Origin of the sequence: Mesorhizobium sp. M0293, assembly GCF_040321735.1 — a bacterium.
Taxonomy (GTDB): domain Bacteria; phylum Pseudomonadota; class Alphaproteobacteria; order Rhizobiales; family Rhizobiaceae; genus Mesorhizobium.
Genome location: NZ_JAMYSA010000059.1, coordinates 1 through 19917, shown reverse-complemented (window position 1 = coordinate 19917; position 19917 = coordinate 1). Strand labels below are relative to the sequence as shown.

Genomic DNA, 19917 nt, shown 5'->3' with positions numbered 1-19917 from the left:
AAGCGATCATGTTCAGGCTGCAAACACAAACACGGAGACCAGAAATGACCAAGATCGCAATTCTCGGTGCCAATGGCCGGCTCGGCCGCGTCGTCGCCAAAGCTTTCATCGACGCCGGCTTCGACGTCCGCACCGTCACCCGTACCGGCAAGGTGCCGGCCGAACTCAAGGGCGCTACGGCGGTTGCCGGCGATGCGCTGGACCGTCAATCGCTGGTCCGCGCTACGGCAGGTGTCGATATCGTCTTCAACGGCCTCAACCCGATTTACACCGACTGGGGCAAGTGCCTGCCGATGGCCGAGAACGTCATGGCCGCTTGCCATGCAAATGACACGCTGCACCTCTTCCCCGGCACCGTCTACAATTACGGCTCGCCGATGCCGGCGGTGATCACGGAAGACACGCCGTTCCACCCGACGACAGAGAAGGGCCGCATCCGCTGCGCCATGGAGGATTTGTTCCGCCGTGAAGCCGAAGCGGGCCGCGTCCGCACCATCATTCTGCGCGCCGGCGATTTTTTCGGCGGCAGCGGTAGCGGCTCCTGGTTCGATCTGGTCGTCGCCGCCAAGATAAGCAAGGGCATCTATACCGCGCCCGGCCCTGCCGATCTGGTGCATGAGTGGGCCTATCTGCCGGACTTTGCCGTAGGCTTCGTTGCGTTGGCTCGCAATCTCGACAAGCTCGGCTACTATGAAGCACTGAACTTTCCCGGCCATGCAGTCACCGATCTGGAGATCAAGGCCGCCGCCGAGAGGGCCGTTGGCCGCCCGCTCAAGATGACCTCGATGGCCTGGTGGGTGCTGCGTGCCGGCAGCCCGTTCGTGGCAATGTGGCGCGAGATCGTTTCGATGTCCTATCTGCGCTTCGAGCCGCACCAACTGGCTTCGGCAAGGCTGGAAGGCATCATCGGTGCGATTCCCCATACACCGCTCGACCAGGCGGTCACCGAGGCTCTCGAGGATATCGGCATCGCCACCGTGAATGGCACCGCGAAAGCCGCCTGACAGGCCCGGCGGGTCACAGCCTGCCCATCCAATCTCTTGCACCGAGAAGTCTCTCAACACACTGAAAACTCGTCAGACCCGCCCCATCAACACCAGCACCAGGAGCACCACCAGCACCACGCCAAGAATGCCGGACGGTCCATAACCCCAAGAACGCGAATGCGGCCAGGCCGGCACGGCGCCAATGAGCACGAGAACCAGGACGATGATGATAATGGTGGTGATCGGCATGGGAAACTCCCTGCACAACATTGCTCCGGTGACAACGCTTCGCATTGCTCTTGGGAGAACAATGCAAAGGCCGCCCGGTTGTTCCAGGCGGCCTTTGCGTCAGAGAAACGCAGACAGGTGGTCTATTCGGCGGCTTTTGGAAAGGCGATCTCCGGCTCTGCTCCGGCATCGTCCTGTCCCGACGCATCGGTCGACGAGATCTCGCCCTTGCCGCGCCGGAACAGCCGGCTGAACCAGCCACGCCGCGCGCCCGGCCTGACCTTGGCGCGGGTGAACACCATCAGCATCGACGGCGTCACCACCAGCGTCAGCACCGTGGCGAAGGACAAGCCGAAGACGATCGCCGACGACAGCGAAATCCACCATTGCGTCGACGGCGCGTTGATCGTCGTCTCGTGATGGAAGATTTCGAGGCCAAGGCCGAAGGCGATTGGCAGCACGCCGAGAATGGCCGACACCGCCGTCAGCACCACGGGGCGGGCGCGTTCGCGGCAAGTCTGCAGCACCGCCTCGACCTTGTCCCAGCCCTCTTCGCGCAGCCGGTCATAGGTATCGATCAGCACGATGTTGTTGTTCACCACCACGCCGGCCAGCGCGATGACGCCGATGCCCGACATGACGATGCCGAACGTCTCGCCTGTTATCAGCAGGCCGAGGAACACGCCGATCGTCGCCATGACCACGCAGGACAGCACCAGCCAGACGCTGGTGAACTTGTTGAACTGCGCCAGAAGCACCAGGAAGATCAGGAAGATCGCCGCTCCGAAGGCCTTGCTGAGGAAGGCGCTGGCTTCGGCGCTGTCCTCGTTCGAGCCAGCCAGCTTCCAGCGGATGCCGCTGCCCAGATCCATATCGGAGACGGCCTTGGTGACCTGCTCCTGCACGGTCGCGACCTGGGCGTCAGCGGCGACGTTGGCCTGCACGACCACTGTTCGAGCACCGTCGATGCGGTTGAGGATACCAACCGTCGGCTCGGGTTTGCGCACGACGAAATTCGAGATCGGCACAGAGCCTTGCGCGGTCTGCACCCGCAACTCGTCGAGCGTCGACAACGTGCGCCGGTCTTCGGGCAGGCGCAGCCTTATGTCGACGGCATCGTCTGCGCCGGCCGGACGGTATTCCGAGAGCTTCAACCCGTTGGTCACCAGCTGCACCACGGTTCCGACTGCCGTCGGGCTGATGCCGTATTGCGCAGCTTTTGCGCGGTCGACCTCGATCGCCCAGTCGACGCCGGGCGGCGGCAGACCATCGGAAATATCGATGACGCCGGGCACCTTGGCGATGCGCTCCGCGACGGCGCGCGCCTTATCGTCGAGCCCTTTCGGATCGATCGCCGAAAGCCTGATCTGGATCGGCTTGCCGGTCGGTGGTCCGGCCTCCGGCACACGCACCTCGACATCGACGCCTGGAATGCCGGCCATGACGCCACGCAGATCGTTCAGGATATCGTTCGCGGATTTGCGCTCGCGCCAGTCGATGAACTCATAGTTGATAACGCCGACCACATCTTCCGGAACGTCCTGGCCGCCGCCCTGCGTCCTGCCCACGCGGGTATAGACCGATTTGATGCCGGGCCAGCCGAGCATCCTGTTTTCCGCAATCTTCGTCGCGGTGTCCATTTCGGCCAGCGAAAGGTTGCCGCGGGCATGAACGTAGAGCAGGCCGTAATCAGGCTCGACGCTGGGAAAGAATTCCACACCCGCGCCATACTTCACATAGCCAACGAACACACCGCTCAACAAGACGACAGTAAGGACCAGCACGGTGATTGGGAATCGCACTGCCTGCTTGACCACGGCCATGTACCAGCCGTCGCGGTGGTCATCCTCGTGATGCTGCGGCGCCTTGGCGAAGATCGCTCCGAGCGTCGGCGCGAACACCAGCGCGTAGAGCATCGAGGCCGACAGCGTGACAATCAGCGTGATCGGCATGTATTTCATGAAGTCGCCGATGATGCCCGGCCAGAACAGCAGCGGCGAGAAAGCGGCGATGCGCGTCATCGTCGCGGCGATGACCGGGCCGGCCATGCGCTTGGCGGCCAGCGCGAAGGCTTCCTCCTTGGGCATGCCTTCGCTCATCCGTCGCTCGGCGAACTCGGTGACGATGATGGCGTCGTCGACCAGCATGCCGACGGCCAGGATGAGGCTGAACAGCACGATCATGTTGATCGTGTAGCCCATCATCGCCAGTAGCAGGATGCCGATCAGGAAGGACGACGGAATGGCGAGACCGATCAGCAGCGAGGCTCGGCCGGACAGCGCGTAAAGGATGACGATGAACACCAGGATGACGGCGATCATCACGTGGTTCTGCAGGTCGCCGAGCAGCTGGTTGACAAAGACGGACTTGTCTTGCGTGTAGGTGACGTGCATGCCCTCGGGCATCGCTTTGACGAAGGTGTCGGAGACTTCCTTCACCTTGGTGAGCGTGTCGATCAGATTGGCGCCGATGCGCTTCTTGATTTCGATGGCGATTGCCGGCTTGCCGTTGAGGCGCGTGATAGTCGTGGCGTCGGCGAAGGTCGAACGGATCGTCGCGATGTCCTTGGCTTGCACGACGGCGTTGGCGCCGGCGACGACCGGCAGCGCAGCCACATCCTCGGGCGTCTCGATCAGCGACGGCACCTTGACGGCGTATTTGCCCTCCGCGCCCTCGATGTTGCCGGCGGCAACCAGACTGTTGGAGCTGCCAACCGCGCCGATCAGCTGATCAAGCTGCAACCCATAGGACGACAGCTTCATGGGGTCGATGACGACTTCGACGAGATCGTCGCGTGAGCCCTGCAGCGAGCCTTCGAGAACGCCGGGCACCTCTTCGATGCGGTCGCGCAGTTCGCGCGCGGCGGCGGTCAGCACACGTTCGGGCAATTCGCCCGACAACGTGACGACCATCACCGGGAATTCCGAGATGTTGATTTCGGTAACGACTGGCTCTTCGGCCGCCTGCGGCAGATCGGCCTTGCCGTCCTGCACCTTGCTGCGCGTGTCCTGCAACGCCGTCGCCAGATTGGTCTGCGGCTGGAATTCGACCATTACATAGCCGCCACCCTGGAAGGCGGCCGAGCGCATTTCCTTGAGGCCCTTCAGGCTCTTCAGCTTGCTTTCCATCGGCCGTAGCAGAAGCCGCTCGGAATCCTCGGGCGAAATGCCTTGGTATATCAGGCTGACATACATCATCGGAATCGGAACGTCGGGTTCCGCTTCCTTCGGCGTCGCCTGATAGGCGACCCAGCCCGCCAGCAGAAGGAAGACCAGGACCGAGATGGTCAGGCGGGCATTGTTGATTGCGAGTCTGACGATATCCATGGCTAACGCCTGTCGTTGAATTGCAGGAGCTGCGTCGCAGCCGATTGTCCCAGCCCAGGGCTGATCCGTAGGATCTGTGCTACTGCGTGCCTGCAGTCGCTTCGCCGAGCAGCTTCTTGATGGTCGCCTGGTCGGCATCGACCGGATTGACCAGGTCGCCTTCCTTCACCAGCTCCTGGCCGGCGACGATGATACGCGCGTCGGCCGGGATGCCGCCGAGCACGAGGCCGGTCGGCGTGTCGTCGACGAGGTCGATCGGGAAGAACGCCACCTTGTTGTCCTTGCCGACGGCACGGATGCCGAGGTCGCCCTTGTCGCCGAGTGTCACCACCGAGCGCGGCAGCAGAACCGCGTCGGTCGGTTGCGCGTTGAGCGCGATTTCCGCCGTCATACCGGCCGGCACGGAGCCGTCGCCATTGGGGATCGCCACCTCGACGCGGAAGGTGCGGGTCGCCGATGATGCGTCGCGGCTGATATAACGCACGGTGCCTTCGACGGTCTGCCCGCTGACCAGTCGTATATTGGCCTTGTCGCCGAGCTTGAGATAGCCCAGGTCGCGCTCGCTGACTTCGCCGCGGGCAATCACCGGGTCAAGCTTGAGGATGGTTGCCACCTCGCCGCCCTGCATTATGGAACTGCCAAGTTCCACCGGCACCCTGTCGATAACGCCGTCAAACGGCGCCTTGACTTCGTTGCGGTCAAGCTCGGCCTGCGCGGTATCCAGCTGCGATTGCGCCAGGGTCAGATTGGAGCGCGCGGTGTCGAGCTGCAGCTTCGGCAAATTGCCTGACTTCATCAGCCGCAGCGATGCTTCCAACTCGGCCTGACGCTGCACAACCAATTGCCTGGCGTTGTCGACCATCGAGATCTTTTCTTCCGCCGCAAGCATCATCACCAGATCGCCGCTCTTGACGTGTTGGCCTTGCTTGACCGGCAGCTTGTCGATGACACCGGCGACGCGAGTCGCCAGCACCGCCCGCTTGTCGGCTTCGGTCAGCCCGGAAATGCGGATGGCGCGTGCATATGTCTTGCGCGGCGGCGTCACCACCGCGACGGCGCGCAGTGGTGCCTTCGGCTCGGCTTCCGCCGTCTTGGGCTTGTTGGCGTCCGGCGCCTTGGCCTGCTCGACTTCGGCTGCCTTGGCTTTTTCGGCGGCTACGCTGCCGACCGACGAAAACTCGCCTGTCGCCATCCAGGCCGCGAAACCAATGAGCACAACAATGGCTGCAAGCTTGTGAAACCTGATTCTCGGCATCGTCGTTTTTTCCACTGCGGGTTCGGCCAGCGTCCTCATAACGCGGGCGCGTCGCCGATATGGGTGCGCGCCAAGCCGTGTTCAATTTGCCGTGATCGGCGAAGCGCGCTTCTACATCAAAGTTGCACCGCAATATAGTCCGAAAGTTGCAAGATCATTGCGCCACCGGACAAGATGCGCCCGCCGCCGCCCAGGTTTCGATAGCTTGATATGTTGCTTCGGCAGAGCCCGGAGCCGGTTCACGATCCGACCCCGGCGCCCAGCCCCAGGCGACCAACCTGTCGTCGCGAACATGCAGCGCTATATCCTTCAAGCTGCGGTTGCCATTGCGCAGGGGATCCTTGATCTGGGCGCAGATTTCGGCCGAGGATTTGCCGAACCAGGCCATCTCGGCCGGCGCCAGATGCCAGTTCTCGGCTCCGGGTGGCCCATGCAATGCATTGGAATTGCTGGAGAAATGGCAAGTCGTGCAGCGCAGGCCCGGATTGCCGAAGCCCGATCCATCAGCACCGCGCTGGACATTGAAGGCGTGAACGCGAGTGCCGCCATGATGCGCGCCGGACCAGCGCGGCCGGTCGTCCGCGACATGACAGTCGGCGCAGCGTGGATGCGAGAACACCGCATAGACCTTGTCCCATTCGGACAGGCCTTTTGCTGCGTCGACCGTCGCTGGCGCCGGCGTCTGGCTCTCTTGCGCGATTGCAAACGGCATCGCGAGGACGAGCATGGCAGCAGGCGTCAGCATGATGAGGAACCTTTTCATGCGAAGGCCACCTCCTTGGACAAAGGCAGCGTCCGGATGCGCTTGCCGGTCAACGCGAAGATGGCGTTGGCCAAGGCTGATGCTGCCGGCGGTGTGCCGACCTCGCCGACGCCGCCCATCTTGTGGAAGTTTTCCAGGATGGCGACTTCGAAGACCGGGCACTGGAAGATCCGCATGGCATCGAAATCGTGAAAGTTCGACTGTTCGACCATGCCGTCGGCGAAGGTGATCTCCTGGCCCATCGCTGCCGCCAGTCCATAGATGGCGGCGGAGATCAGCTGCGCCTCGATGATGCCGGGATCGAGCGCGGTGCCGACATCGGCGGCGATCCACACCTTCTCGATACGGATGCCGGCCGGCGTATCCGCCACCTGGACGATCTCGCCGACCCAACTGCCGAAGGACAGCGTGAACGCCATGCCCTTGGCCTTGCCGGCGGGCAGCGCCTCACCCCATTTCGCCATCGCGGCGACTTTCTCCACCACCTTCACCGCCGAGGGATAGGCGGCCATCAGCGTCTTGCGCATCTCGACCGGGTCGACTTTCCCGGCGACTGCGATCTCGTCCATGAACCCCTCATGGAAGAAGCCGTTGACCGAACTGCCGACCGAGCGCCAGGAACCGACAGGGATGGAGACCGCCGCCGCGACACCGCTGACCCGGTAATTCGGGATGGTGTAGGGCTGGTCATAGGCGCCATCGACAATGGTCTTGTCGGGACCGAGCGGCGATATCGAGGGAAACAGCCGGCGCAGCGTGCCGGCAATCACCGATGGCGAGGCCATCTTCATGTCGACGGCGACCGGCATACCATCGTCGCCGAGCCGCGCCTGGAACTTGCCGATAGCGGCCGGCCGGTAGGCGTCGTGACGCATGTCTTCTTCGCGCGTCCAGGTCACCTTGATCGGACGCCCGCCCGTCTCCTTCGACATCAGCGCGGCGCATAGCGCGTAATCCACCTCGACGCGCCGGCCGAAACCGCCACCCATGAAGGTGGTGTGCACGGTAATCCTGTCCTGCTCGACACCGACCGCGTTGGCACACAGCTGCCGCACCAGGGTCGGCGCCTGGTTGCCGCACCAGATGTCGAGCGCGCCATCCCTAAGCTGCGCCGTCGCGTTCATCGGCTCCATCGTCGCGTGCGCCAGATAGGGCACCGCATAATCTGCTTCGACGATCCTTTCGCGCGGCGCATCGGCAAAGGCGCTGTCGACATCGCCATTGTCGCGCATCACCGAACCCTTGGTGCCAAGCGCCTGCTTCAGCACATCGGATATGGCGGCGCTGCTGAGCGGATATTCGGGATCGGACCACTGGGCGTCGATCACCTCGGCGGCCTTGAACGCCGCCCATGTGTTTTCGGCGATGATCCCGAAGCCATGGCCGTAATTCGTCTCGAGCGGCACGATCTTGATCACGCCGGGCATTTTCTCGGCCCTCGATAGGTCCGCCTTGACCGGCCTCGACCAGAAGCGTGGGCTCATCTTGACCGTGCCGTAGAGCATATCCGGCAGCCGGACATCGATGCCGAAGATCGGCGCACCGGTGACCTTGGCCAGCATGTCGATGCGCTTCTGCGGCTTTCCCAGCAGTTTCCAGTCGGCTCGATCCTTGAGCCTGACTTCGGCCGGCGGCACCATCGCGGCAGCGGCCGCGGCGACCGCCCCATAGGTCAGCGATTTGCCAGACGCCTTGTGCAGGATCGAACCGTCGGCCGTTTCCAGATCGGCGGCGGCGACACCCAGTTTTTGCGCCGCAGCCGCGATCAGCATCTGCCGGGCGGCCGCGCCCGCTTGCCGCATCTTGTCAAAACCGTCGCGTGTCGAAGCCGAACCACCCGTGCCCTGCAGGGCAAGGAATTTGCCGACCACGCCGAGACCTGAGCGCACCGCCTGCGCGGTCATGCTCTCGTCGAAGAAGGCGAACGGACCGCCCTCTTCCAAGATCGCTGCGTTGTAATAGGCGTAGGAGGCGGGGCCGTGCTCGACCTTGATCCGATCGAGGCCGACATCGAGTTCTTCGGCGACCATGGCGGCAAGCGTGGTCGAAATGCCTTGTCCCATCTCGGCGCGCGGCGCGACGATGGTGATGGTGTTGTCGGCACCGATCTTCACATAGAGGTTGAAGGTCGCCTCGCCCTTCCCGAGATCGGCCTCGAGCGGGTTCGGAAAGGGCTTGCGATAATAGTAGTAGCCGACGGCAACGCCGCCCGCGACAGCGGCAGCGCCAATCAGGAACGTGCGGCGGGCGATCTTTCCGACACTGGCCATGGTCAGAGCCCCGCCGTCTTGAGCGCCGCGGCCTTCTTGATGGCCGAGCGAATCCTGGGATAGGTGCCGCAGCGGCAGAGATTGCCGCCCATGGCGTTGTCGATGTCGGCGTCGCTCGGGTCAGCGACCTCGTCGAGCAGCGCCACCGCGCTCATGATCTGGCCGGCCTGGCAGTAGCCGCATTGCGCGACCTGTTCCTCCAGCCATGCCTGCTGCACCGGATGCAGTCTGCCCGCCGTGCCGATGCCTTCGATGGTGGTGACGGCGCCGCTGACCTGGCCGACCGGAAGCGAGCAGGAACGCACCGGCTGACCGTCGACATGAACCGTGCAGGCGCCGCAGGCGGCAATGCCGCAGCCGAACTTCGGTCCGGTCTTGCCAATGAGATCGCGTAGCGCCCACAGCATCGGCATGTCCGGATCGGCGTCGATATCGAATGACTGTCCGTCGACGGTGAGGCGCATGGGGATACCCTTTGTTGTCGTCCATTGCCCGAAGGCAAAGCACCCTCTTGGGTCGCTTCGTCCCGATACAGATTGACAAATTACGTCATTTTGTCAATAAGGATTTTGCAGGGTAGAATTGCTCCATGAATCAGATCGAAGACATCGCCGCAGCCGACCCCAAACGCGTCCGTATCCTGGATGGGGCGATGAAGGTGTTTTTGGCCTACGGTTTCTCCCGCACCACCATGGACGACATCGCCCGCGCCGCCGACATGTCGCGCCCGGCGCTCTATCTCCTGTTCAAGAACAAGACCGACATTTTCCGCGCCATCGCCATGATGATCCTGTCGCGCTCGGTCGAAGCGGCAAAGGTGGCTCTGGCCGGCGACGGCACTTTCACCGAGCGCATGATGCGAGCCATCGACGAGGCCTTCATCTCGATGATGAGCGCGGTCATTGCCTCGCCGCACGGCGCCGAACTGCTGGACATGAAATCGAGCCTTGCCGATCTGGTCGGCTGCTGGCGCGGCGGGCTTGGCAAACATATTGCCGCCGCGATCGAGGGCGAGGCAGCCAGGAACGGCGTCGATCTGGCGGCCAGGGGCCTGTCGACGCAACTGCTTGCCGACATGCTGCTCGACGGGCTGGAAGGCATGAAGGCGCGGATCAGCGATCCCCAGGGGCAGCGACAGGCAGCCGCCGCCCTGATTAGGGTGATCGACCTCACCCTGAAAGCATGATCGCGGGCCAATCGATGAACATCGATTGGCCGTTTAAGCGCGACGGCGAACCACCTCGGGATTCTTGCGCACAGCGAGGAATTCCTTGACCCGCCGGCCAGGTGCGGGGCCGCGCACCGGTTTGAAACCGTCATCGAGTTCGCCGGACAGATCGAGCGTCGGGTGCTTGCCGACAGCGTCGTAATTCTCTTCTAGCCAGTCGGTCGCGGCGGTGCGGCCAAGATCGCGCAAATAGGTCAGAAACGCCCATTCGGCATTCACTTTCGATGATGCCGACAGGTCCTTGAACGCCTCGTCGGCATCGATGCGGTGCATGCGGATATCGCGGTATTCGCCATGCGGCAGACGGCCGGCGGCGATCAGTTCCTTGACGAAGGCGATCGAACGGAATTCGCGCAGCAGCCCGGCATTGAAGGTGATCTCGTCGATGCGGTTCTGGATCTCGTTGGCGCTCCTCGGCGTTCCCTCACGCACCACCGGATTGATCTGCACCAGAAGCACGTCCTCGGTCGCCGCCGTCTTGAAGAACGGATAAAGCGCCGGATTGCCGCCATAGCCGCCGTCCCAATAGGGCACGCCCTTGATCTCGACGGCGCGGAACAGTTGCGGCAGGCAGGCCGACGCCATCACCGTGTCGAGGTCGATCTCGCCGTCGGAAAAGACGCGCAACTGTCCGGTTTCGACATTGGTCCCCGAGATGAACAGCTCCATCGACTTGCAGGCACGGACATTGGCGAAATCGATCTCCTGCTCGACCACGTCGCGCAGCGGGTTGAGGCCGAGCGGGTTGGCGACATAGGGCGAAAATACCCGTGACATGGTGTCGAAGAAGACATAGCCGGGCGTGTTCTCGATCGACCAGTTGCCCCAGGCGACATCCCACGGCATGCGCTGCACCGGGCTGAACCGGCCCTTAGCCGCCACCGCGCGCCAGAAATCGTCGAGTTTTTGTCTTGCACCCTCAACCCCGCCGCGGACAAAACCGTCGGCCAGCGCCACCGCGTTCATGGCACCGGCGCTGGTGCCGGACACTGCCGATATCTCCAGCCTGCCGTCCTCCAGCAGCCGGTCGAGCACACCCCAGGAAAAGGCGCCGTGCGAGCCGCCGCCCTGAAGTGCGATGTTGATCTTCTTCGTCTCCTCCGCCTTGCCGTTTTTGGTCATGGCGTCGTCCTTGATCTGTCCCGTTTGGTAGATGAGAAAATTTTGGACCTCACGCGGCGGTCCAGCCGCCGTCGACCGAGAGATGCGTGCCGTTGACCTGCGCCGCCGCGTCCGAACACAGGAACACCGCTGCTGCCGCGATCTGCTCGACCGTGACGAATTCCTTGGTCGGCTGCTTGTCCAGCATGACCTCGCGGATGACGGTCTCGCGGTCCATCTCGTGGGCGTTCATCTGGTCGGGAATCTGCGCCTCGACCAGCGGCGTCAGCACATAGCCCGGGCAGATGGCGTTGCAGGTGATCTTGTCACGCGCCAGTTCGAGCGCGACGGTCTTGGTCAGCCCCATGATGCCGTGCTTGGCCGCGACATAGGCCGACTTGAACGGCGACGCGACCAGGCCATGCGCCGAGGCGATGTTGACGATCCGGCCGCCGCCGGCCTTTTTCATCAGCGGAATGGCGGCTGCGATGGTGTGGAACGCCGAAGACAGGTTGATCGCGATAATGGCATCCCATTTTTCGATCGGGAAGTCTTCCACCGGCGCGACATGCTGGATGCCGGCATTGTTGATCAGAATATAGACCGACCCGAACGTTTCTGCCGCCTTAGAGACCAGCGCCCGGCATTCAGCCGGTTTCGACATGTCGGCCTTGATGTAGGCCGTCTTTACGCCGTGCTGTTTGGCGATCGCACCGGCGATGGCGTGGTCGGCTTCCGTGTCGGAGAAGGAGTTGACGACGACGTTGTGACCTTCGGCCGCCAGCGCCTGGGCGATAGCCAGGCCAATGCCCGATGTGGAGCCGGTGATGACAGCGGTTTTTCTGGTGGCCAAGGGCGGAATCCTCTGGTTGCGGCAAAAGCAGTCTATGTTGCAGTGCAGCATATATGCTCAATGCGACGCAATAACAGCGGCCGGACTTGTGCGGTGAGATGAAATTTTCGTCATGAGCGGCCGCAGCCGCTCCCAGGAAGGGCGTAGGCTGGATCGCCCCGTCCTTCCCCGCAAAGCAAAGAGAGCTTCAGGCAACCAGGTCCGGCACCGGCCCGACATAGCGCGACTGCGGCCGGATCATCCGACCGGTCGTCTGCTGCTCGCGCGCATGCGCGATCCAGCCGGCGACACGCCCGGCGGCAAAGACATTGCTGAACGCCTGGCTGGAAAAGCCCGCCGCTTCCAACAGCAGCGCGGTATAGAACTCGACATTGGTCTGCAGCGAGCGCGACGGCTTGGCGACCCGCAGTACCTCGAGCGCCGCTTGTTCCACTGTCTCCGCGAAAGCCAGCCGGCGGCCGGTTTCGCCCTCGCCGCCGAGTTGCCGCACCACCGCTTTCAGCACATCGGCGCGCGGATCGCGCACGCGGTAGATGCGATGCCCAAAGCCCATGATGCGCTCGCCGTGCGCGACCTCGTCGCGCAGCCAGTCGGCCGCATCGCCATGCGCTTGGATTGCATCCAGCATCTCGATGACAGGGCCGGGGGCGCCGCCGTGCAGCGGCCCCTTGAGCGCGCCGAGCCCGGCCAACACGGACGATGTCAGGCCGGCCTGCGTCGACGCGACCACGCGTGTCGCAAAGGTCGATGCATTGAGACCGTGATCGCAGACCGTCACCAGATAGGTGTCGAGCGCTTTTGCCAGCGCCGGTGACGCAGTTGCGCCGCTTAGCATCCGCAACATATCGGCGGCATGATCGGCCCGGCTGTCCGGCGCGATCGGCTCCTCGCCGCGCTGCAGGCGAAGCAGGGCCGGCGTCAGCACCGCTGGCGCCGAAATCAACAGCAAGGCGCCCGTCAGCGTGTCGTCGTCCGGCAGCAGCGCCATGCCGGCGCGCATGGCGCTGTAGACATGGAGCGATGCCAGCAAGGGCAGCGAGGGCGAAAGCCGCTCGAACACGTTAGCACGCGCCTGGCCGAGAGCCCGCGTCAGTTCCGCATCATCGGGAAGGTCATCGAAAAAGCCACCGAGCAGCAGCCGAACCACCTGGGCATAGCTCCAGCGGCCGGCCAGTTCCGGCAGCGAATGACCCCGGATCGTCAGACGGCCGCCCAAGCCATCCACGTCGGAGAGCACAGTTTCCGCCGCCACCACGTCATCGAGCCCATTCGCCATAGCCTGTCTCCTTGAAGCGTTTGCGGATTGGAGATAAGGCTGGGCAACATGTCCATCAATCTTGATCAATAGAATCAATATCAGAGTTCGATATGACCGAGTGGTTGTCCCGGGAAGAAGCACTTGAACGCCTCAAGGTGCGGGCGCAGACGCTGTACGCCTATGTCAGCCGTGGGCGCATCGGCATGCGGCCCGACCGGACCGATCCGCGCCGCAGCCAGTATCGCGCCGACGATATTGCCGCATTGGCCATTCGTCGGGCGCGCGGACGGAGCCCGTCGGCCATCGCCGAAAGCGCCATTGCCTGGGGCGAACCGTCGATCGTCACCTTGATCTCGACCGTCTTGCACGGTCGCCTTGTCTATCGTGGCCAGGACGCCGTCGCGCTTTCGGCGAGTGCCACACTGGAAGAAACAGCCGCCGTGCTCTGGGCTCGGCCTCAACCAGTGGCTTTCCGAGCACCATCGCCGGATGCGCCCCATCAAGCCGGCCGAGCCTCGGCCTTCGCGCAGCTTGCAGTGCTTGCCGGCCAGGGGCGGCCTTCACTCGGGCGCAGCGCCGCCTCGCTGCATGCCGATGCCGCGCACGCGGTCGGCGTTCTGGCCGGTGCCTTGGGCGCATCGGCGGGGTCGGATCCGGTCCATCAACGGTTGGCGCGGGACTGGTCGGTGGACGCAACGGGGGCGGACGCGATCCGCCGCGCTCTTGTCCTGCTCGCGGACCATGAACTGAACGCATCGACGTTCGCCGCCCGTGTCGCTGCCTCGACCGGCGCGCCGCTGGCCGCTTGCCTGCTGGCGGGGCTGGCGACGCTGTCAGGCCCTCGCCATGGCGGCGCCGGCGAAGCGGTGATGCAACTGGCCGAGGATGCGGCAGGGCATGGCGCCGATGCGGCGCTCCGGCGCTGGCTCAGCCACGACCGGCCGCTGCCGGGGTTCGGTCATCCGCTCTATCCCGACGGCGATCCGCGGGCGGAGGCGCTGCTGTCGGTGATCGAGGTTGACGGCACATTATCGTCGCTGTGCGATGCGGCCCGTGGAGCGACCGGCGCGCTTCCCAACATTGACCTTGGCCTGGCCGCGCTGACGCGCAGCCTTGGCTTGCCGCGCGATGCACCGTTCCGCCTGTTCGCGCTCGCACGCAGCGTCGGCTGGGCCGCGCACACGGTCGAACAGATAACAAGCGGAAGCATCATCAGGCCGCGCGGCCGCTATGTGGGAGTGCTGCCGTAGGGCATGACCCCGAAAGGTACCCGTCTTCGGAAAAGATGGACGAGCAGCGATCGAACGTCTCAAGACATCGTGTCGAGCTTGCGCTGCATGGCCGCGATCTGGTCCTTCAGCTCCTGAAGGTCGTCGGGCTTGTCAGGCGTTTCCTTCTTGGCCGCCGGCTCGGGAGTCGGCGCAGCGGCTGGCGCGGAGCCCGCCGGTGGGAATGGCGTGAACAGCCGCATCGCATTCTGGAACATTTCCATGTTGCGGCGCGTCTGTTCCTCCAGCGCCTTGATCGGCGTGGTGATTTTCATCATGTCCAGCGGCGACTTGCCGAGCGCCCCCTTCATCTGCTCGCGAAAGCGTTCCTGCTCCTTGGAGAAGGCGAGCATGGATTGTTCGAGGAAACTCGGCACGATCATCTGCATCTGGTCGCCGTAATAGGCGATCAGCTGGCGCAGGAACGGGATCGGCAGCATGTTCTGCCCGTCCTTGTTCTCCAGCTCGAAGATGATCTGGGTCAGCACCGGATGCGTGATGTCGTCACCGGTCTTGGCGTCCTGGACGGTGAACTCCTCGCCCTTCTTGACCATCTCGGCGAGGTCCTCGAGCGTCACATAGGTGCTGGTGCCGGTGTTGTAGAGGCGGCGATTGGCGTATTTCTTGATGATGATCGGATCGTCTTTAGCGGCCATCTACATCCTCCCGGGGACACCGGCGCGCCTCTGAGTAAGCCGCCGATAACGATTGTGCCTTTTTCGAGGATATGCGCAAAAGCCGCACAATTCCAAGCAGTTTGTGCAGTGCGGGATCACTAAATGCTGCATAGCAGGCAAAATATGCTGCGCAGCAATGGACAAACGGCCGCCATGGCAAGGCGCGACCTGCTTGCCCCGCATGGGCGCCATGCCCATTTCCGGTTTGACTTGGGGTTGGGAAAGGGCAAGAAAAGTCCTCAACGACAGAACAACACCCTTGAAGTCTGGAGAAGAAAATGTCCGCTTCCATCGTCATTGCCAGTGCGGCGCGCACGCCGGTCGGCTCCTTCAACGGCGCCTTCGCCGCCACCCCGGCGCATGAGCTCGGTGCCGTCGTCATCAGGGAATTGCTGTCGCGCGCCGGTGTCGAACCAGGCGAGGTCGATGAGGTCATCCTCGGCCAGGTGCTGACCGCCGCGCAGGGTCAGAACCCGGCCCGCCAGGCATCGATCAACGCCGGCCTGCCCAAGGAAACTACCGCCTGGGGCCTCAATCAGGTTTGCGGCTCAGGCCTGCGCGCCATTGCGCTCGGCATGCAGCAGATCGCCACCGGCGATGCCAAGGTGATCATCGCCGGCGGCCAGGAATCGATGTCGCTTTCGACGCATGCCCAGCACCTGCGCGCCGGCGTCAAGATGGGCGACTTCAAGCTGATCGACACCATGATCAAGGACGGACTGTGGGATGCCTTCAACGGCTATCACATGGGCAACACCGCCGAAAACGTCGCGCGTCAGTTCCAGATCACCCGCGACGACCAGGACCAGTTCGCGCTCGCCTCGCAGAACAAGGCCGAGGCCGCGCAGAAGGCCGGCAAGTTCAAGGACGAGATCGTCGCCGTCACCATCAAGGGCAAAAAGGGCGACACCATCGTCGACCAGGACGAGTACATCCGCCACGGCGCCACGATCGACGCCATGACCAAGCTGAAGCCGGCTTTCGACAAGGACGGCACGGTGACCGCCGCCAACGCCTCCGGCATCAATGACGGCGCCGCGGGTGCTGTGCTTATGAGCGAAGCCGAAGCGGTGAGGCGCGGCATTACCCCGCTGGCGCGCATCGTGTCGTGGGCAACCGCCGGCGTCGATCCGCAGATCATGGGCACCGGCCCGATCCCTGCTTCGCGCAAGGCATTGGAAAAGGCCGGCTGGTCGGTCGGCGATCTCGACCTGATCGAGGCCAACGAAGCCTTCGCAGCGCAGGCCTGCGCCGTCAACAAGGACATGGGCTGGGATCCCTCGATCGTCAACGTCAACGGCGGCGCTATCGCCATCGGCCATCCGATCGGCGCTTCGGGTGCCCGCGTCTTCAACACGCTGGTCTTCGAGATGCGCCGGCGCGGCGCCAAGAAGGGCCTCGCCACGCTCTGCATCGGCGGCGGCATGGGCGTCGCCATGTGCGTGGAGGCAATCTGAGAAAAAGAGTGAATGGTGAATGGCAAATGGTGAATGGCGGGTAGCCGTCCGTCTTCGACCATTCACCATTCACTATTGACCATTCACAAAAAACTCTAGGGAGGAGGAACACATGACCAAGGTAGCAATCGTCACAGGCGGATCGCGCGGTATCGGCGCGGCGATCTCGATCGCATTGAAGACCGTCGGCTATTCGGTTGCCGCGAACTATGCCGGCAATGACGACGCGGCGGCGAAATTCAAAGCCGAGACCGGCATTCCGGTCTATAAATGGTCGGTCGCCGACTATGATGCCTGCGTCGCCGGCATCAGCCAAGTCGAGGCCGATCTCGGCCCGGTCTCGGTGCTGGTCAACAATGCCGGCATCACTCGTGACGCCATGTTCCACAAGATCACGCGCGAACAGTGGAAAGAGGTCATCGACACAAATTTGTCCGGCGTCTTCAACATGACGCATCCGCTATGGAGCGGCATGCGCGACCGCAAGTTCGGCCGCGTCATCACCATCTCCTCGATCAACGGCCAGAAGGGCCAGGCCGGTCAGGTCAACTATTCCGCCGCCAAGGCCGGCGACATCGGTTTTTCCAAGGCACTTGCGCAGGAAGGCGCACGCGCGGGCATCACCGTCAACGTCATCTGCCCCGGCTACATTGCCACCGAAATGGTCAAGGCGATCGACGAGAGGGTGCTCAACGATCGCATCATTCCGCAGATCCCCGTCGGCCGTCTCGGCGAGCCCGAAGAAATCGCGCGCTGCGTCGTTTTCCTCGCATCCGAAGATGCCGGCTTCATCACGGGATCGACCATCACAGCCAATGGCGGCCAGTATTTCGCCTGACGACGCGGCGATGTAGGCGATAGATCGACGGGCCGGCACACCGGTCCGTTTTTCGCTGCCGGCCTGGTCCTTTCGACACGCCCTCGTCGGGTGCTGACCCAATCCGGCACGCAGAAGTTAACAGCGGCTGGCTGCCCTGTGCGAAACCTGTTCCCAAGCCTGTGGATTCTCGGTGGATAAGCTGTTCACAACACAAGATGCTGGGGTGAACAAACCAGGAATATTCTGACATTGCTGATTCGTCGCCGATTCGTTCCGGCTTTGACCGAAACGTTAACGACGGCGGCCTGAATCGCTCGCCGAATTCTTAACGCAAATTAGGAAAGATCAACAATTTCATAATGTTGGGCAAGGCACACAGAGCCATTGGGATCGTTCATCAGCAAAGGTTAATGGCGATGCCCGCCTTGCACTCTCCAAGCATGAAACGGGCCAGTTCGGCGATTCAGCATGTGGTGCGTTCAGCGGTCGCAAAATCCACATGTAGCCGTGAACAAAAGCTGAATCTGCAGGAGTCACTGATTCGTCGCCGATTCGTTCCAGACTCGTTCTATCGGTTAATCCGCACCCAATCCGGAGCTTGACAAGAACGACTTCGAGCCCCCAGCGGAACATTCCGCTTTCGCTTCGCGCCCGAAATCCCTATGTGTCACCTGTCATACGCGCCACTTGAGGCACGCTCCCGACAGCCAGAGGCCAGAAAGCCTTATTTCCAGGTCCCAGAAGCCTTATTCTAGGTCAATGAACATCCAGCCGAAACACACTGAGCCGCTGATCCTGTCGGGCCGCGACGTGACCGCCGTGCTTGGGCCGACCAATACGGGCAAGACCCATCTCGCCATCGAGCGAATGGTGGCGCACGAGAGTGGCATCATCGGCTTGCCGCTCAGGCTGCTGGCGCGCGAGGTCTACACCCGCGTCTGCGAAAAGGTTGGCGCCCACAAGGTGGCGCTGATCACCGGCGAGGAAAAGATCCAGCCGGCGGGCGCGAAATATTCGGTCTGCACGGTCGAGGCCATGCCGCGCGAGACCGACGCCGCCTTCGTCGCCATCGACGAGGTGCAGCTTGCCGGCGACCTCGAGCGCGGTCACATCTTCACCGACCGCATCCTGCATCTGCGCGGCCGCCAGGAAACGCTGCTGCTCGGTGCCGCCACCATGCACGGCATCCTCCAGCGCTTGCTGAGAGGCGTCTCGGTGGTGACGCGGCCCAGGCTGTCGCATCTTGCCTATGCCGGCTCCAAGAAGCTGACCCGCCTGCCGCGGCGCACGGCGATCGTCGCCTTCTCCGCCGACGAAGTCTACGCCATCGCCGAACTGATCCGCCGCCAGCAAGGCGGCGCCGCCGTCGTGCTCGGCGCACTCTCACCGCGCACCCGCAACGCCCAGGTGGCGCTGTTCCAGTCGGGCGATGTCGACTATCTCATTGCCACCGACGCCATCGGCATGGGCCTCAACCTCGACCTCGACCATGTCGCCTTCGCCCAGAACCGCAAATTCGATGGTTATCAGTATCGCAACCTGACGGCGGCAGAGCTTGGCCAGATCGCCGGCCGCGCCGGCCGGCATCTGCGCGACGGCACCTTTGGCGTCACCGGCCAGGTCGACCCGTTGGACGAGGAACTGGTCAAGAAGATCGAAGGCCATGATTTCGATCCCGTGAAGGTACTGCAATGGCGAACCGCGCGTTTCGACTTCGCCAGCCTTGATGCGCTGAAGCGCTCGATCGAAACCAATGCCCCGGTCGAAGGGCTGACGCGTGCGCTGCCTGCGGTCGACGCGCAGGCGCTTGAATATCTGTCGCGCGATGAAGACATCCGCGCTCTTGCCAGCAATGCCAAACGCGTCGCGCTGCTGTGGGAGGCCTGCGCGCTGCCCGATTACCGCAGGATCGCGCCGGCCCAGCATGCAGACCTCGTTGCTTCGATCTACACGGACCTTGCACGGCATGGCCATGTCGACGAGAATTACATGGCCGAGCAGGTGCGTCGCGCCGACACCACCGAGGGCGACATCGACACGTTGTCGCATCGCATTGCCCAGATCCGCACCTGGACATTCGTGTCGAACCGGCCCGGTTGGCTGGCCGATCAGGCACACTGGCAGGAAAAGACGCGCGAAATCGAAGACAGATTGTCGGATGCGCTGCATGAGCGGTTGACGAAACGCTTCGTAGACCGCAGGACTTCCGTCCTCATGCGGCGCCTTAGAGAAAATACCATGCCTGAAGCCGAAATAAGCCCAACCGGAACCGTCCTTGTCGAAGGCCATCATGTCGGCGAGTTGCAAGGGTTCCGTTTCACAGCCGACCAGACGGTCGGCGGTGAAGACGCCAAGGCCGTGCGCACCGCCCCCCCCAAAGCGCAGGCCGCCGAGTTAGAGGCGCGCGCGGAACGCGTAGGCGCGTCA

At 63.2% G+C, this 19917-nt stretch carries 16 protein-coding genes; 6 read left to right on the top strand and 10 right to left on the bottom strand.

What is annotated here, in order from left to right; genetic code table 11:
* Positions 1 to 44: 44 nt before the first annotated feature.
* The gene (locus tag NKJ06_RS21525; protein ID WP_352632827.1) at positions 45 to 1004 is read left to right on the top strand and encodes an NAD-dependent epimerase/dehydratase family protein; all 960 of its coding nucleotides are present in this window, start codon (positions 45 to 47) and stop codon (positions 1002 to 1004) included.
* A 72-nt stretch (positions 1005 to 1076) separates the two neighbouring features.
* Here the strand turns inward: NKJ06_RS21525 and NKJ06_RS21520 are convergent, their stop codons facing one another.
* From NKJ06_RS21520 to NKJ06_RS21495, 6 genes are all read right to left on the bottom strand, one after another.
* Positions 1077 to 1235 carry a DUF3309 family protein gene (locus NKJ06_RS21520; protein WP_352632828.1) on the bottom strand — a complete coding sequence of 53 codons (159 nt, stop codon included), beginning with the start codon at positions 1233 to 1235 and terminating at the stop codon, positions 1077 to 1079.
* A gap of 122 nt (positions 1236 to 1357) precedes the next feature.
* On the bottom strand, positions 1358 to 4540 hold the full coding sequence (locus NKJ06_RS21515; protein WP_352632829.1) for an efflux RND transporter permease subunit: 3183 nt from the start codon (positions 4538 to 4540) through the stop codon (positions 1358 to 1360).
* Positions 4541 to 4619: 79 nt separating this feature from the next.
* The gene (locus NKJ06_RS21510; protein WP_352632830.1) at positions 4620 to 5795 is read right to left on the bottom strand and encodes an efflux RND transporter periplasmic adaptor subunit; all 1176 of its coding nucleotides are present in this window, start codon (positions 5793 to 5795) and stop codon (positions 4620 to 4622) included.
* Between the two features lie 154 nt (positions 5796 to 5949).
* A complete protein-coding gene (locus NKJ06_RS21505; protein ID WP_352632831.1) occupies positions 5950 to 6558 on the bottom strand; it encodes a hypothetical protein in 609 nt (202 codons plus the stop codon).
* Positions 6555 to 8828 carry a xanthine dehydrogenase family protein molybdopterin-binding subunit gene (locus NKJ06_RS21500; RefSeq protein ID WP_352632832.1) on the bottom strand — a complete coding sequence of 758 codons (2274 nt, stop codon included), beginning with the start codon at positions 8826 to 8828 and terminating at the stop codon, positions 6555 to 6557. The genes NKJ06_RS21505 and NKJ06_RS21500 overlap by 4 nt, the downstream gene beginning before the upstream one ends.
* A 2-nt stretch (positions 8829 to 8830) precedes the next feature.
* Positions 8831 to 9292 carry a (2Fe-2S)-binding protein gene (locus NKJ06_RS21495; RefSeq protein WP_352632833.1) on the bottom strand — a complete coding sequence of 154 codons (462 nt, stop codon included), beginning with the start codon at positions 9290 to 9292 and terminating at the stop codon, positions 8831 to 8833.
* A gap of 125 nt (positions 9293 to 9417) precedes the next feature.
* Between NKJ06_RS21495 and NKJ06_RS21490 the strand changes: the two genes are divergently transcribed.
* Positions 9418 to 10014 carry a helix-turn-helix domain-containing protein gene (locus NKJ06_RS21490; RefSeq protein ID WP_352632834.1) on the top strand — a complete coding sequence of 199 codons (597 nt, stop codon included), beginning with the start codon at positions 9418 to 9420 and terminating at the stop codon, positions 10012 to 10014.
* A 33-nt stretch (positions 10015 to 10047) separates the two neighbouring features.
* Here the strand turns inward: NKJ06_RS21490 and NKJ06_RS21485 are convergent, their stop codons facing one another.
* The 3 genes from NKJ06_RS21485 to NKJ06_RS21475 all read right to left on the bottom strand — a co-directional run bounded on the left by NKJ06_RS21485 (position 10048) and on the right by NKJ06_RS21475 (position 13286).
* Positions 10048 to 11178 carry a patatin-like phospholipase family protein gene (locus tag NKJ06_RS21485; protein ID WP_352632835.1) on the bottom strand — a complete coding sequence of 377 codons (1131 nt, stop codon included), beginning with the start codon at positions 11176 to 11178 and terminating at the stop codon, positions 10048 to 10050.
* 49 nt (positions 11179 to 11227) lie between these two features.
* Positions 11228 to 12019: a 3-hydroxybutyrate dehydrogenase gene (locus tag NKJ06_RS21480; protein WP_352632858.1), complete on the bottom strand. Its 792-nt coding sequence runs from the start codon at positions 12017 to 12019 to the stop codon at positions 11228 to 11230.
* A 178-nt stretch (positions 12020 to 12197) separates the two neighbouring features.
* The gene (locus tag NKJ06_RS21475; RefSeq protein ID WP_352632836.1) at positions 12198 to 13286 is read right to left on the bottom strand and encodes a citrate synthase/methylcitrate synthase; all 1089 of its coding nucleotides are present in this window, start codon (positions 13284 to 13286) and stop codon (positions 12198 to 12200) included.
* A 92-nt stretch (positions 13287 to 13378) separates the two neighbouring features.
* On the opposite strand from NKJ06_RS21475, the gene NKJ06_RS21470 reads away from it, so the two are divergent.
* Positions 13379 to 14518, top strand: coding sequence for a citrate/2-methylcitrate synthase (locus NKJ06_RS21470; protein ID WP_352632837.1), 1140 nt, complete (start codon positions 13379 to 13381; stop codon positions 14516 to 14518).
* Between the two features lie 59 nt (positions 14519 to 14577).
* Here the strand turns inward: NKJ06_RS21470 and phaR are convergent, their stop codons facing one another.
* On the bottom strand, positions 14578 to 15192 hold the full coding sequence (phaR, locus tag NKJ06_RS21465; RefSeq protein ID WP_352632838.1) for a polyhydroxyalkanoate synthesis repressor PhaR: 615 nt from the start codon (positions 15190 to 15192) through the stop codon (positions 14578 to 14580).
* A 299-nt stretch (positions 15193 to 15491) separates the two neighbouring features.
* Between phaR and NKJ06_RS21460 the strand changes: the two genes are divergently transcribed.
* From NKJ06_RS21460 to NKJ06_RS21450, 3 genes are all read left to right on the top strand, one after another.
* Complete coding sequence (locus NKJ06_RS21460; RefSeq protein ID WP_352632839.1) at positions 15492 to 16670, top strand: acetyl-CoA C-acetyltransferase; 1179 nt, start codon at positions 15492 to 15494, stop codon at positions 16668 to 16670.
* Between the two features lie 112 nt (positions 16671 to 16782).
* Positions 16783 to 17508, top strand: coding sequence for an acetoacetyl-CoA reductase (gene phbB, locus NKJ06_RS21455; RefSeq protein WP_352632840.1), 726 nt, complete (start codon positions 16783 to 16785; stop codon positions 17506 to 17508).
* Between the two features lie 741 nt (positions 17509 to 18249).
* On the top strand, positions 18250 to 19917 hold a 1668-nt coding region (locus NKJ06_RS21450), incomplete at its 3' end, for a helicase-related protein (protein WP_352810558.1).